General features: G+C 70.7%; 11 protein-coding genes. 3 read left to right on the forward strand and 8 right to left on the reverse strand.

Annotated features, from left to right (window positions below; all coding sequences use genetic code 11):
• Positions 1–21 precede the first annotated feature (21 nt).
• Positions 22–1,053 (forward strand): NYN domain-containing protein, encoded by a 1,032-nt coding sequence (locus tag DTO57_RS05565; RefSeq protein WP_114117170.1) that lies wholly within the window; start codon positions 22–24, stop codon positions 1,051–1,053.
• A gap of 117 nt (positions 1,054–1,170) precedes the next feature.
• On the opposite strand, the gene DTO57_RS05570 is transcribed toward DTO57_RS05565, so the two are convergent.
• From DTO57_RS05570 to DTO57_RS05580, 3 genes are read right to left on the reverse strand one after another with little or no spacing between them, the layout of a single operon-like run.
• Positions 1,171–2,250: a Gfo/Idh/MocA family protein gene (locus tag DTO57_RS05570; RefSeq protein ID WP_114117171.1), complete on the reverse strand. Its 1,080-nt coding sequence runs from the start codon at positions 2,248–2,250 to the stop codon at positions 1,171–1,173.
• On the reverse strand, positions 2,247–3,041 hold the full coding sequence (locus DTO57_RS05575) for an alpha/beta hydrolase (protein WP_114117172.1): 795 nt from the start codon (positions 3,039–3,041) through the stop codon (positions 2,247–2,249). Before DTO57_RS05575 ends, DTO57_RS05570 begins: the two co-directional genes overlap by 4 nt.
• The gene (locus DTO57_RS05580) at positions 3,038–5,071 is read right to left on the reverse strand and encodes a beta-galactosidase (RefSeq protein WP_162785668.1); all 2,034 of its coding nucleotides are present in this window, start codon (positions 5,069–5,071) and stop codon (positions 3,038–3,040) included. Before DTO57_RS05580 ends, DTO57_RS05575 begins: the two co-directional genes overlap by 4 nt.
• Before the next feature lie 274 nt (positions 5,072–5,345).
• Between DTO57_RS05580 and DTO57_RS05585 the strand changes: the two genes are divergently transcribed.
• A complete protein-coding gene (locus DTO57_RS05585; protein ID WP_114117174.1) occupies positions 5,346–6,668 on the forward strand; it encodes a Gfo/Idh/MocA family protein in 1,323 nt (440 codons plus the stop codon).
• Between the two features lie 70 nt (positions 6,669–6,738).
• Positions 6,739–9,600 carry a glycoside hydrolase family 2 TIM barrel-domain containing protein gene (locus DTO57_RS05590; protein ID WP_229730523.1) on the forward strand — a complete coding sequence of 954 codons (2,862 nt, stop codon included), beginning with the start codon at positions 6,739–6,741 and terminating at the stop codon, positions 9,598–9,600.
• On the opposite strand, the gene DTO57_RS05595 is transcribed toward DTO57_RS05590, so the two are convergent.
• The 5 genes from DTO57_RS05595 to DTO57_RS05615 form a co-directional block, all read right to left on the reverse strand.
• Entirely contained in the window at positions 9,597–10,610 is a 1,014-nt protein-coding gene (locus DTO57_RS05595; protein ID WP_222843222.1) for a LacI family DNA-binding transcriptional regulator, read from the reverse strand. The two genes, DTO57_RS05590 and DTO57_RS05595, sit on opposite strands and share 4 nt — an antisense overlap.
• A gap of 1 nt (position 10,611) precedes the next feature.
• The gene (locus tag DTO57_RS05600) at positions 10,612–11,325 is read right to left on the reverse strand and encodes a cupin domain-containing protein (protein ID WP_114117176.1); all 714 of its coding nucleotides are present in this window, start codon (positions 11,323–11,325) and stop codon (positions 10,612–10,614) included.
• Positions 11,326–11,327: 2 nt separating this feature from the next.
• On the reverse strand, positions 11,328–12,239 hold the full coding sequence (locus DTO57_RS05605) for a DUF6807 domain-containing protein (RefSeq protein WP_114117177.1): 912 nt from the start codon (positions 12,237–12,239) through the stop codon (positions 11,328–11,330).
• Positions 12,236–13,345 (reverse strand): Gfo/Idh/MocA family protein, encoded by a 1,110-nt coding sequence (locus tag DTO57_RS05610; RefSeq protein WP_114117178.1) that lies wholly within the window; start codon positions 13,343–13,345, stop codon positions 12,236–12,238. Before DTO57_RS05610 ends, DTO57_RS05605 begins: the two co-directional genes overlap by 4 nt.
• An 82-nt stretch (positions 13,346–13,427) precedes the next feature.
• A complete protein-coding gene (locus DTO57_RS05615; RefSeq protein ID WP_114117179.1) occupies positions 13,428–14,735 on the reverse strand; it encodes an ABC transporter substrate-binding protein in 1,308 nt (435 codons plus the stop codon).
• Between the last annotated feature and the right edge of the window lie 10 nt (positions 14,736–14,745).

Consider the following 14,745-nt stretch of genomic DNA (forward strand, 5'->3'; position numbering starts at 1 on the left):
GAAGGCGCGTAGGCTCGAAGGGTGACTGACGCATCCGATGGCCGCGTGGCCGTATACCTCGACTTCGACAACATCGTCATGAGCTGGTATGACCGCGTGCATGGCCGCAACGCGTATCACCGCGACCGCTCCCGGATCCAGCAGGACATCACCGAGCCCGAGATCGCCGCGCGCCTCGAGGCCGCGACCGTCGATGTCGGCGCGATCCTCGACTTCGCCGCCAGCTTCGGCACGCTCGTGCTGACGCGCGCGTACGCCGACTGGTCCTCCCCCGTCAACGCGATGTATCGCCGCCAGCTCGTGGGCCGCGCCGTCGATCTCGTGCAACTCTTCCCTGCCGCCGCGTACGCGAAGAACGGCGCCGACATCCGCCTGGCGGTCGACGGTATCGAAGACATGTTCCGCCTGCCCGACCTCACGCACGTCGCGATCGTCGCGGGCGATAGCGACTTCGTGCCGCTGACGCAGCGCGTCAAGCGCCTCGGCCGCTACGTCATCGGCATCGGCGTCGCCGGATCCACCGCGAAGTCGCTCGCCGCCGCCTGCGACATGTTCGAGCCCTACGACACGCTCCCCGGCGTGCCCGAGCTGCCTAAGCGCCCCGCGCAGGACCGCCGCCGCAACGAGAAGCCCGCGCCGGAGAAGGAACCTGCCGAGGCCCCCAAGAAGGACGACGACAAGGATCCGGCAGACGAGCCCGCCGAGAAGCGCACGAACCGCTCGCGCCGCAGCCGTCGCGCATCGTCGACCCCGGATCCGGTGGAGCAGGTCGACGACGACGTCATCCCCGCGTTCGAGGACACACCGCCCGAGGACCTGCACAACGTCGCGACGAACCTGCTCGAACGCGCGCTGCGCGTTGGCCAAGATAAGGGCGATGACCAGGGGTTCCTCTACGCCTCAGCGGTCAAGCAGCACATCCGCCGGATGGATCCGTCGTTCAGCGAGAAGGCCCTCGGCTACCGCTCGTTCAACGATTTCCTCGCGTCGCGCGAGAGCCTCGCCGAGCTCCACGAGTCCGGACACGAGCGCCTCGTGCGCCTCAAGCAGTAGCGAGGCGCGGATCCGGGGCACGAGAGTCGGAGAAATCACGGGAATCGGAAGCCTCAGCCCAAAATCCCCGAGACTCCTGATTTCTCCGAGACTCGTGACGGGCGCGACCCGAGGCGGCTAGGCGCCCCGCGCCCACACCTGCGGCACGGTGCGCACGGGCTCGCCCGTGGCGTGGGCGCGCATGATCGACAGCCCGAGGTAGTGATCCTGCGACGCCTCGGCGAGGGAGTAGAACCCCTCGCCACCGGCGGCGTATGAGGCCATGCCCACGAGGCAGCGGGCGACGGCGATGTCGTCGTCGATGAGGCGCGCCGGGGCGAACTCGTTGGTGTCGACGTAGCGCTCGCCCGCGATGATGCCGCGCAGGAACTTGTCTTCCATGTTCGTGAACTGCCCGCCCTCGACGCGTCGCAGCGTGTACTGGATGGGCGTGCGCGCGTCTTCGAGGTATCGCACCTCGAGGTGATCGATCTCGCCGCGGGTGCCGCGGGTGAGGGTGCGGGGCCCGCGGATCCAAGAGCGGTTTTGCGCGCTCGACCAGTCGTAGACGCCGACTCGTCCGCCGAAATCGACCTGCGCGAGCACCTGCTCGTTCATGACGATCGTCTCGGCGACGGGGTCTCCCCCGCGCCCCGGCCCGCCGGTGAGCGGCCACGAGACCGCGGGCAGCGCCGTGATCGTGGCGTCGTCGAAGCCGACGCCGAGGAGGAGCCGCATGACGCTCACGGCGTGGTATCCGTGGCTGATCGACACGCGCGCCTCGCCGACCTCGCCGAGCACGCCGGATCGGGCGATCGCGATCTGCGCCGCGTGGAGCGGCTGCAGGTGGTACTGCTCGGCGACCTGCACGCGGGCGTCGGGCCCGATATCGTTCCACAGCGCCACGAGCTCGTCGATCGACCCCGCGGGTGGCGTCTCGGTCAGCACCGGGATGCCCACCCGGTGCGCCTCGGCGAGGAGCGCCGGCGTCGCGTGCCCGGCGACGGAGAGCACGAGGAAGTCGGGCCGGCGGTGCGCGAGCAGCTCGTCAAGCGTGTCGAACGCCGGGACGCCGTAACGCGCGGCGAGCGCGTCGCTCTTCGACCGAGTGCGCGAGGTCACGCCCACGATCTCGAAGCGCTCGGGAAGGGCCGCCGCGACGTCGAGGATGAACTGGGAGCGCCAGCCCGTCCCGATCATCGCGAGCGAGGTCGTCATAGCCTGGCCATGCGCTCGGTGATGCGGCGGATCGTGTCGTGCGCCGCGGTGCCCTCGTCCGGGTGGTTGAGGTGCCCGTGGCTCGTGCCGGGCTCAATGAAGACCTCGACGTCGCGGCCGAGCTTCTCGAGTCGCGCGGCGAAGTGCTCCCCCGAGACGCGTAGCTGGTCGACGTCGCCGTTGACCATGATCGTCGGCGGGAACTCGGCGAGTTCCTCGTCGCTCGCGAGCCCCGGGATCGCGCCCGAGGGCGCGCCGTCGACGGGTCCGCCGAGATAGAACTCGTACATCGCGCGCACCCGATCGGTCGCGAAGCGGTCGGGGTCCCCCGAGGCGAGGAGCTTCTCGCGCAGCTCGCCCGACGGCGCCGGCTGCTCGGCGAGCAGCGTCGGGTACGCGAGGACCGCGAGGGCGGGCGCCGCGGCGTGCCCGCGCAGGCGCAGGATCGCGCCGGCCGCGAGGTTTCCGCCGGCGCTCGTGCCGCCGATCGCGAGCTTGCGGGGGTTGATCCGCAGCTCGTCGGCGTGCTCGCGGGTCCACGCCCAGGCGGCGAGGATGTCGTCGGAGGCCGCCGGATAGTGGTGCGCCGTCTCGGTCGTCAGGCGGTAGTCGACCGACAGAACGGTGACACCGCGGGCGGCGAGCTCGCGCCCCACCCAGTCCGACTCGGCCATGTCGATCGTGCCGTGCACGAAGGCGCCGCCGTGCGCCCAGACGAGCCCTGCACCGGTGGGTTCCGCCGCGGGATAGACCCGGACGAGGTTCCCCGCCGCCATATACGGTGCGGTCATCGTGTCTCCTTCAACATGACGTAGCCGAACGGTTCGAGCGTAGCGCCCGTGATGGCCTCGCCGCTGTCGAGCAGGGTGCCGCCAACCGACACGGTGTGGGCGCGGGTGTCGAAGTTGATGATCGTCGTGACATCACCGCGGCGCGAGACCTCGATCATTTCGCTCGGCACCTCGAGCACCGGATCCACGCCCGCCTCGCTCGCCGCCCACGCCGTGATGGCGCGCATCCCGTCGTCGTCGGGGATCGTCGCGAGGTAGTGCGCGCGCCCGGATCCGGTGGTCTTGCTCGTCAGCGCCGGCTCGCCCGTGAGGCGTCCCGAGCTGAAGCGCGCGACGGTCTCGACCGACGGATCCAGGATCTGCAGCTGCTCGGCGAAGAACTCGCCGCGCACGGTCTCGCCCGCGAGCTCGACGTTCGCATGGTTTTCACCGGGGCCGCCGGCCGCGACGACGGATCCGGTGGTGTCGCCCGCCGACGTGCCGGCGGCGGCGGTGACGGGCGGCACGAGCGCGCCGAACTCCTCGGCCGTGACTCCGAGCACCTCGCGCAGGGCAACCTGGAAGCCGCCCTCGCGGAAGGCGTCGTCGGCGTCGACGACGTCGCTGAAGGCCGCGACGAGCAGGTGCCCGCCGCGCTTCACGAACGCCGTGAGGTTCGCGGCGGCCTCGTCGCCCAGCAGGTAGAGGTGCGGGGCGATGACGAGGTCGTAGGCCGAGACGTCCTCGGCGGGGTGCACGAGGTCGACGAGGATCTGCTGGCGGTGCAGGGCCGCGTGCCAGCGCGGGATGAGGGATCCGTAGTCGATCTCGCCGGGGTGGTCGGGGGCGTCGAGCGCCCAGCGCGCCTCCCAGTCGAACGCGATCGCGACGCGCGCGCCGGAGGCGGTGGATCCGAGGTCCGGGAGCGCCCGCAGCGTCGCGCCGAGGTCGGTGATCTCGCGCCAGGTGCGGGTGTTGGTGCCGGCGTGGGGCACCATGCCCGAGTGGAAGCGCTCGCTCCCGCGGCGCGACTGCCGCCACTGGAAGAAGTTGATGCCGTCGGCGCCGCGGGCGACGGCCTGGATCGACAGCGCCTTCATCTGCCGCGGCGCCTTCGGGGCGTTGGTGGGGCGCCAGTTGACGTCGTTCGGGGCCTGCTCGAGGAGCATCCACGGCACGTCCTTCTTCAGCGAGCGCATGAGGTCGCGCGTGAAGGCGGATCCGCGGAAGGTCTCGGGGTCGTTCGGATCTGCGTAGTTGTCGTCGGTGACGAGGTCGAGGTGCGGGGCCCACTTCCAGTAGTCGGCGGGCGGGAAGAAGCCCATGAGGTTCGTCGTGACGGGCTGCGTGGCGCCCGCCGCCTTGACGATGTCGCGTTCCATGATGAATAGCTCGAGGAGCGTGTCGGAGGTGAACCGCTTGAAGTCGAGCAACCCGCCGGGGTTCAGGCTGTAGGGCGCCTTGCGCATCGGCACGATCTCGTCCCACGCCGTGTAGCGCTGCGACCAGAACATGGTGCCCCACGCGGCGTTGAGCGCCTCGAGCGAGCCGTACTTCTTCTGCAGCCACAGGCGGAATGCGACCGCCGCGTTGTCGGAGTAGTCGTAGTTGAGGTGGCAGCCGTACTCGTTGTTCGCCACCCACATACCCACGGCCGGGTGGTGCGCGTAGCGCTCGGCGAGAGCCGTCAGCAGCTCGCGCGCGAGGCGACGGTAGACGGGCGAGCTCGGCGCGTACGCCTGGCGGGATCCGTGCCAGAACGTCGATCCGTCGGCGTCCTTCGGGAGCATCTCGGGGTACTTCGTCGTCGCCCACGGCGGCGGCGTCGCCGTCGCGGTCGCCATCGACACCTGGATGCCGTTGCTGTGCAGCAGGTCGACGACGCGGTCGAGCCACTCCCACTCGAAGACGCCCTCCTCGGGCTGGATCTTCGCCCACGCGAACACGCCGACGCGCACCATGGTGACCCCGGCCTCGCGCATGAGGCGGACGTCTTCTTGCCAGACCGATTCGTCCCACTGCTCGGGGTTGTAGTCGCCGCCGTAATGCATGAGGTGGGTCACTCCTTTGTGTGAGGCGCCGGTTCTAGAAACGTTTCTAGAGCGCGGCGCAGATCGTCCCATTCAACCAGATATCGCCCGCGGAACGCGCATCCGCGGGCGATAATCCGCGGCCGGTCGCGCTCGAATCGGCCACGGGCGGACACGACTGGGCGGTCTGGCGCACCGATCTCCTGCGCGCCCTCGCGGCCCACCCCTGGGCGTAGGGGCGGCGCCGCGCGATCTGCTAGCGTGAACGTTCTCACAAGCGTTGAGGAAGAGATCAATGACGACCACTCGTTACGCCCTCGTCGGCACCGGCCACCGCGCCGAAATGTACGTCGATGCCATCACCGACACCTATCGCGACATCGCCGAGCTCGTCGCGCTCTGCGACCCGAACGCGGCGCGCGCGGCCTATTACGTCGACCGCATGTCGGCGAAGGGCGTCGCCGCCCCGAGCGTCTGGGGCCCCGATGACCTCGAGGCGATGATCCGCGACGAGAAGATCGACCGGGTCATCATCGCCTCGCGCGACGACACCCACGCGGGCCTCATCGTGCGCTGCCTCGATGCGGGCGTCGACGTGATGGTCGAAAAGCCCCTCACGGTCAACGCCGAGTCGGCCGCGGCGATCGAGGACGCGGTCGCCCGCACGGGCCGGAACGTCGTCGTTACCTTCAACTACCGCTATTCGCCGCGCAACTCGGCGCTGCGCGAGGTCATCCAGTCGGGCCGCATCGGCAAGGTCACGTCGATCGACTTCTCGTGGATGCTCGACACCAAGCACGGCGCCGATTACTTCCGCCGCTGGCACCGCGACAAGGCCAACGCGGGCGGCCTCCTCGTCCACAAGTCGAGCCACCACTTCGACCTCGTGAACTGGTGGATCGCGTCCGAACCCCGCCGCGTCTTCGCGTCCGGGGCGCTGCGCTTTTACGGATCCGACAACGCCGCCGAGCGCGGGCTCGCGCAGCGGCCCGAGCGCGGCACGCACGACGGCAGCCACGACGCCTTCGAGCTCGACCTGCGCGACGACCCGCGCCTCGAGGCGCTCTACCTCGGCGAGGCGGGCGGCGACGGGTATGTGCGCGACCGCGACGTCTTCACCGACGGCATCACGATCGAAGACAATCTCGCCCTCATCGTCGACTACGCCTCCGGCGCCACCCTCAGCTACTCGCTCAACGCCCACGCGCCGTGGGAGGGCTACCGCGTCGCCGTCAACGGCACCGAGGGCCGCGTCGAGCTCGACGTCGTCGAGCGCGGATCCCTCGCCGAGACCGAGGGGCTGCACCCCGTGCTCGACCCGAGCTACTCGGCGGTCGAGGCCGGCTCCCTCCGCCCCGTCGCCGACCGCCTGATCCTGCAGCGCCACTGGGAGGAGCCGGTCGAGATCGACATCGCCTCCGGCCCCGGCGGGCACGGCGGCGGCGACGCCCTATTGCTGCGCGACCTCTTCGTCGGCCCGGGCGAGGATCCGCTGGCCCGGCCGGCCGACTGGACCGACGGCGTGCGCTCGATCGCGGTCGGCATCGCCGGCAACATCTCGCTCGAGACGGGACTCCCGGTCAAGACGGCCGAGCTCGGCATCGCCCTCCTCGCCTGACGGGCGCCCGCGGCCCAGGCTCTGGCAGACTGGGCTGAATATCCCCACTCCCATGCAAGGACGCATAGCCGTGACCCGACCTCCCCGCCCCCACGAGATGTTCGAGACTTCGAGGGGCACCCTCCCGCCGCGCGCCTGGAGCCGCTCCGACGCCGGCCGAGTCGACCTCTCGGGCACGTGGGCCTTCCGCTACGGCGACTCCCCCGAGGCCCCGGCCGACTTCGTCGAGGCCCTGCCCGAGGGCTGGGGCGAGATCAAGGTGCCGGGTCACTGGCAGCTGCAGGGCCACGGCGCCCCGATCTACACGAACCAGCGCTACCCCATCCCCGTCGACGTGCCCCGCGTGCCCGACGAGAACCCGACGGGCGACTACGCCCGCGAGTTTGACGTGCCCGCGAGCTGGGACGGCGGCCGCATCGTGCTGCGCTTCGAAGGCGTCGACTCGTTCGCGCGCGTCTGGGTCAACGGATCCGAGATCGGATCGACGAGCGCGAGCCGCCTGCCGAACGAGTTCGACGTCACGGATCACGTGCGCCGCGGCGAGCGCAACCTCGTCGCCGTACGGGTCGCGCAGTGGTCGGCGAACTCGTACATCGAGGATCAGGACATGTGGTGGCTGTCGGGCCTCTTCCGCGAGGTGACGCTGCTGCACCGGCCCGACGGATCCATCGGCGACCACGTGATCACGGCCGACTTCGACGCCGCGGCGGGCCTCGGCACGCTGTCGGCGACCGCCGACGTGCCCGCGCGCCTCGTCGTCCCCGAGCTGGGCGTCGACGTCGCCGCCGGCGAGAGCGTCGAGCTCGCGGTCGAGCCTTGGTCAGCCGAGGAGCCGCGCCTGTATCGCGGCACGCTCGCCTCGGAGTCGGAGACGATCGAGCTGGCGATCGGCTTCCGCCGCGTCGAGGTCGCGGACGGCGTGCTCGTCGTCAACGGCCGCCCGATCCAGTTCCGCGGCGTCAATCGGCACGAGTTCCATCCCGAGACGGGCCGCGCGCTCGACGAGCAGACGATGCTCGACGACGTACTGCTGATGAAGCGCCACAACCTCAACGCCGTGCGCACGAGCCACTACCCGCCGCACCCGCGCTTCCTCGAGCTGTGCGACGAGTACGGCCTGTGGGTCATCGACGAGTGCGATTTCGAGACGCACGGCTTCGGCGGCCAGGGCTTCTCATCCGGCCCCGGCAACCCCGTCGACGACGAGCGCTGGCAGCCGGCCCTCGTCGAGCGCATGCGCCGCATGGTGATCCGCGATCGCAACCGCCCGAGCATCCTCATGTGGTCGCTCGGTAACGAGTGCGGCCCCGGCCGCAACATCGCGCCCATGGCGAACGCGGGTCGAGAGCTCGACACGACCCGCCTGATCCATTACGAGCGCGACTTTACGAGCGAGCACGTCGACATCCACGCGAACATGTACCTCGACTTCCACGACCTCGAGGCGCTCGGCAGGCGCGAGGAGGAGGCGCTCGACGACGCGGCGCTCGACGCGCACCGCCGCGCCCAGCCCTTCATCCTCTCCGAGTACGCCCACGCGATGGGCAACGGCCCCGGCGGCCTCACCGAGTACCAGGAGCTCTTCGACCGCTACCCGCGCCTCGCGGGCGGCTTCATCTGGGAGTGGATCGACCAGGCGATCCTCACGACCGACGCCGAGGGCCGCGAGTTCTACGGCTACGGCGGCGACTTCGGCGAGGAGATCCACGACGGCCACTTCGTCGCCGACGGCCTGCTCTTCCCCGACCGCACCCCGTCGCCCGGCCTCATCGAGGCGAAGAAGGTCTTCGAGCCGCTGCGCATCGAGGCTGCGAGCGACCGGATCCGCCTCGAGAGCGCGCGCGACGCCGTCACGACGCGCGACCTCGCGGCGCGCTGGAGTCTCGAGACGGAGGGCGAGGTCGTCGCCTCCGGGACCCTCGACCTGCCGCCGGTTCCGGCGCGCGAGGTCGTCGAGATCGCGATGCCGGACCTCCCCGAGACCGCCGGCGAGACCTGGTTCACCGTGCGAGCCGTGCTCGCGGCCGACGCCCCGTGGGCCGAGGCGGGGCACGAGGTCGCGACCGGGCAGTGGCAGCTCACGGAGCCCGCCACGCGGGAGCCCGCCCGGGTGACCGTCGCGGAGCCCGCCGTCGGGCCCGGATCCTTCGACGGCCACGGCCGCCTCGAAAGCCTCGGCCCGCTGCTGGTCGATGCCCCGCACCTCGACGTGTGGCGCGCGCCGATCGACAACGACCACTGTTTCTGGGGCTTCGAGCCTCCCGTCATGGACGCGTGGCTGAGGGAGGGCCTCGACCGCATGCACCACCGCACCGACGAGGTGACGTGGCGCGGCGACTCGCTCGAGGTCGTGACCCGCACGGCGGCGGCGAACTCCCGTCTCGCCCTCGTTAGCCGATGGCTCTGGACGAGCGACGGCGGCGGGCTCGACCTCGCCCTGACGGTGACGCCCGAGGGCGAGTGGACGACGCCGCTCCCCCGCCTCGGCATCCGGCTGGGCCTTCCCGGCGTGTTCTCCGACGCCGAGTGGTTCGGCCGCGGCCCCGGCGAGAGCTACGTCGACTCGCACCGCGCCGCCCTCATCGGGCGCTACCGGTCGAGCATCGACGGCCTGCAGACGCCGTACGTCATGCCGCAGGACAACGGCCAGCGCTCCGAGACCCGGTGGGTCGAGCTGACGTCGACCGACGGCGCGTCGCTGCGCGTCTCGGGCGCCGAGCCCTTCGGCTTCACGGCGCGCCGCTGGACGACCGAACAGCTCGCGGCGGCGACCCACCCGTCCGACCTCGTCGCCGGCGACCGCGTCTGGCTCACGCTCGACGCGTACCAATACGGGCTCGGATCCGCGTCCTGCGGCGCCGCAGTGCACCCCAAGTACCGGCACCTGCCGGAGGAAACGACGATGCGGATCCGCTTCGACGTGCGCGGCTAAGGTCGCGGACCCACGGATCCGCGCCACACGACGGTGTTCAGCTCGCGGAAGTCGGCGACGGGCGCCGGCTCTCCGCGGAGCGCCGCGATCAACGTGCCCATCGCCGTGCGGCCGACGGTCTCGTGGTCGACGATGACGGTCGTGAGCCCCGGCGGCATGTACTTGCCGACCTGGCGGTTGTCCCACCCCGTCACGCTGAGGCGCCCGGGCACGCTCCAGCCGCGCCTGCTCGCCCCGAGCAGCACGCCGGCGGCCAGCTCGTCGTTGGCGCAGACGACGGCCGTCACGGGCGAGTCGATCGGCAGGGCCTCGATGGCCTCGACGCCCGTCGAGCCGTCGAACGGTCCGCGGGCGGATCCGTGCGACGTCAGCCCGCGGGCCGAGACCGCCCGGTCGTAAACCGCGAAGCGCTCGTCGGACGCGGGGTGCCCGACCGGGCCGCCCACGTGGAAGAAGTCGCGGTGGCCGAGCTCGGCGAGCCGCCCCACGATCTCGATCATGGGTGACGCGTCGAGCATGATGCCGGCACCGTGCAGCTGGTCGTCGTAGACGGCGAACTCGATGATCGGCACGCCGCCCGGCCTCGTGCCGGGGCCCACGCGCTCGTCGAAGGTCGCGAGCGAGAGCACGCCCTCGACCCACCCCGAGTCGGCGAGCTCGAGGGCCCGATTGGTGCGCGCCGACGCGCCGCCGGCGACGTGCACGACCTCGACCTCGTAGCCGAACGCGTGCGCCTCGGCAGTCGTCGCCGACATCATCTTCGCGGGGGTGTGCGGGGCTGTCGTCGCCGGGGCGACGACGCTCAGGAGGCCCTTGCGCCGCATGCGCATCGAGCGCGCGACGATGTTGGGGCGGTAGCCGAGCTCGTCGATCGCGGCCTGGATCCGATCGCGGTTCGCCTGGCGGATCGCCGGATCCCCGCTCACGAATCGCGAGACGGTCTGGTGCGATACCTCCGCGAGCCTCGCGACGTCCTTCAACGTCGGCCGCCGTCCCGGGGCCATGCTCATCTCAGTGGACCGCCACGTCGTAGGCGCGCAGGTTGCCGCACATGCCGAAGCGGCGGGCGGGCTCGAGGCCCGAGACGAGCGCGGCGTCGTCGAGGTGCGAGGCGTCGCCCGACGTCATGCGGGCGAGCAGCTCGAGGGTGTTCTGCGCCTGCGCCAGCGGGCCGTCCTGGACGATCGCGTTCCAGCCCGAGAGGCGGTCGGCGACGATCTCGGCCGCACGCTCGCGGAAGCGCTTCAGCGGGCCGTCGTCGCCCGCGATCATGGCGTCGCGGATCACGAGGTAGCCCTCGACCGCGAGGTCGCGGCGCTTTGCCGCGGCGATCGCGAGCTCCTCGTCCGACGCGCCGACCGGCAGGGCGGCCGCCTCGCGGTAGCGCTCGACGCTCTCGAGGTACTCGCTCGGGAACGTCATGACGGCATCGCCCGCCTCGGGCAGCCCCGCGTTCGACATCAGCACGACGAAGCGGGCGTTGTCGAGGTTGACGGCGCGGTGAATCGTGCCGGGGGTGAACCAGGTGATGGATCCGGGTTCGAGGTCGGTTTCCCGGTGGCCCTCGCTCGTCAGCGAGTGCAGTTGCCCGCGCCCGCCGACCGCGATGTAGCACTCCGTCGACGCGGTGTGCATGTGCGGGCTTCCGCCACAGATGCCATCGGGCGCCGGCGACGTATACACGTCGAGGAACGAAAGCGAGGTACCACCGGGAAACGTGCTCATGATCAGCCCTTCGAAAGGATGCCGCGCACGGTCTCTGCCAGTGCGGGAGCGTCAGCGGTGACGCCGTCGGCAATACCCACACCGTAGCGGAATGTCGCCGACTCCCCCGCCGCGATCACGACCTCCTCGCTGAAGAACGGCGCGGGGTTGAGCGCGGCGAACTCCTCCGAGCGGGCGAACCACTGCGGCGGGTGGTGCGGGTTCTGCGTGTCGTCGAGCATGAGCACGAGCGACGACGCGTCGATGTGGTCGTGCTTGCCGGCGTAAGCCATCCACTCGTGGCGCTGGCCGCGCAGGTCGCTTCCGGTGCCGGTGCCGTCGCTCGTGACGAGCTCGCCGTCGGTGAACGAGCGCAGACCCCGCCAGAACAGGCCGCCGTAGCCGGCGTTGTCGCGGCCGCGGGTCGTCGGGGATCCGATCGAGATCGGGGCGCCCGAGACGTTGTCGAGCACCGTCTCGAAGGTGAGGATCCATGCGTCGTCGCTCGCCACCTGGGCGGTGATGCGGCGCGTCTCCGAGAAGTACGGCAGCCCGGCCTCGGTCGTCCAGTCGAGCTCGTGCTCGATGACGACGCGCTCGGGCGACTGGCTGAGCTCGGTGAAGCGGCGGTGGCCCTGCGTGCCGTTGTTCGGCAGCTGCACGTAGCCCTCGCCCGTCACATAGGTCGGGCCGCCCCAGAAGTTCTCGTTGTTTACGACCGGCAGCGACCACGTGATGCCTTTGTGCCACACGTGGTCGTGCGGGCGGTAGAGCCCCGTGTCGAGCCCGGCGCGCGTGCGGATCGGGTAGAAGTACGGCCGCGGCGACTCGAGCTGCACGTTGTCGGGGATATACACGTAGCGGAACAGCTCGACGTCGCCGTCGCGGACGACGACCTCGCGGTCGATCTCGTGCGTGATGGTGAGGTTCGTCATCGGTTCGTCTCCTTCAGCGGCGCCCAGGGCACCATGCCGCCATCCATGCTCTTGCGGAACGGGTCATCCACGGTGATCTCGCCCGCCGCGATCGGCCGGCCGCGGAAGGCCGACGCGTAGGTTGCGGCGGCAAACTCCAGCGTACGGGTCGCGTCGGCCAGCGACACCTCCGGATCCGTACCCGCGTCGAACGCGTCGAAGATCGCGGTGAGCTGCTGCGTGTGGCTCGACATCTCGGTGTCGTCGGTGAGGTTCCACTTCTCGGCGAGCTCGGCGTGGCCCTCCGCCGGGGTGAAGGTCCAGTCGGCGTCGGTGTACCCGTAGAGGTGCTCGACCTCGACGGTCGCGTACTCGAAGTCGAAGCGCAGGCGGCTCGTCTCGCGCGGCGACACGATCGAGTTCACGATCGTCGCGAGCGCGCCGCTCTCGAAGCGCGCGACGGCGACCGAGACGTCCTCCGTGTCGGTAGGGCGCGTCTGGCGCGCCGCCATGGCGCTCACGCTCTGCCAGGGGCCGAGGATCGCGAGCAGCACGTCGAACTGGTGGATGCCGTGACCCATCGTGGGGCCACCGCCCTCGACGGCCCACTTGCCGCGCCAGGGCAGGTCGAAGTAACTATCGGCGCGGTACCAGAGCGTCTCGCAGGTCGCGACGAGCGGGCGACCGAGGGATCCGTCGTTCGCGAGCTCCGCGAGGCGGCGCGCGGCGCGGCCGAAGCGGTGCTGGAAGACCGTCAGGACGGGAACGCCCGTCTCGCGCTCGACCTCGGCGAGGGTGTCGAGCTCCGCCAGGCTCAGGGCCGTCGGCTTCTCGGTGAGAACCGCGACGCCGGCCCGCATCGCGATCGTCGCGAGCGGGACGTGGGATCCGGGAGGCGTGCACACGTGCACGAGGTCGAGCTTCTCGGAGGCGATGAGCTCGGCCGCGTCGGCGTAGGTCTTCTCGACGCCGTACTGGTCGGCGAAGCCGCGGGCGCGGTCGGCGTCGACGTCGGCGACGGCGACGAGCTCGACGCGGTCGGACAGCTTCGTCAGCGCCTCGGCGTGCGCGTGGGCGATGGCTCCGGTGCCGATGATGGCGGAACGGTAGCGGGCGGGCGTGGTCATGGTGTGAACGTTCCTTCGTGGAGGCGACGGATGGGGGACGGCGCGATGCCCGTCCCCCATCCCCTGGCTGTTCGCCCGGTGCTTATCGGGCGTTATCGATCTCGGTCTGCAGCTCGGCGACGAACGCCTCGGCCGCGGTCTCCGGCGTCGACTGCCCAGCGAAGACCTCCTGCGTGTAGCGCTGCAGGATCGCCTCGATCGTCGAGGCGCCGTTCGGCGTCACGACCGGGGCGACGGCGCCGGGGGTCACGCGATCTTGGTACTCGATCGCGGCCTGGTCGGTCGCCGAGAGCTGGTCGGCGATCGCCGCGCGGATCTCGTCGTTCGCGGGAACGCCGCGCTCGGTGAGGATGATGTCGGCCGACTCTTCGCTGTTCTCGAGGAAGTCGACGAACAGGGCGGCCTCGGCCTTGTGCTCGCTCGTCGAGGCGATCGACCAGAACATCGACGGCTTGTATGACGACGGGTCGACGCCCTCGGGCTCGGGAGCCTTCAGAAGCACGAGGCTCGCGCCGCTCGCCTGCGCCAGGGCGGTGAGCTGGGTGTTCCACGCGACCGCGAGGCCGACCTTGCCGGTGGCCATGTCGTTGCCCGAGATGCCGGCGTTGAACGACTCGGTGATGGCGGCGGCCGAGTTCATGCCGCCCGACTCCTGCAGGTCGAGCTCGAACTGCCACATCTTCGCCAGGATCGACGGGTCGAGCGTGACCTCGCCGTCCTCGCCGAAGACCTCGTTGCCCTCCGAGCGCGCCCAGTGCTTCAGGCCGCCGATGTCGAAACCGCCGAGCTGGTCGGCGCCGGTGACGGCGCCGCCGCTCTTGTCGGTGAGCTCGTTCGCGAGGTCGGCGACGTCGTCCCACGTCCAGGTCTCGTCGTCGGGCAGCTCGATGCCGTACTCGTCGAACAGATCCTTGTTCGCGACGATCGCGTAGGTCGCGATGCCGTGCGGGAATGCGTACTGCGTGCCGTCGATCTGGCCGGTAGCGAGCGCCGAATCCTCGATGTTCGCGGTGTCGATGTCGAGGGCGCCCATGTCGGTGAGCGCGCCGCGGTCGGCGTAGGACGCCAGGTACAGCTCGTCCATCTGCACGACGTCGGGCATGTCGCTCGCGGCGGTGCGGGTGGCGAGGCCGTCCCAGTAGCCCGTCCAGTCGGAGGACTCGGCCTGCACCGTGATGTTCGGGTACTTCGCCTCGAAGGCCTCGATGACCTCGTTGGTCTGCGTGACGCGGGCGTCGCCGCCCCAGTACGCGAGCGAGATCGTGACGTCGCCGTCGCTCAGCTCGGCGGGCGCGTCGGAGGCGTTCGAGCAGCCGGCGAGCGCGCCGACCGTGATGGTGGCGACGGCCGCGGCGCCAAAACGGACGATGTTCTTCTTCGTCGAGAACACTTTTCTCCTT

Source organism: Microbacterium sorbitolivorans, assembly GCF_003327285.1.
Lineage (GTDB): Bacteria > Actinomycetota > Actinomycetes > Actinomycetales > Microbacteriaceae > Microbacterium > Microbacterium sorbitolivorans.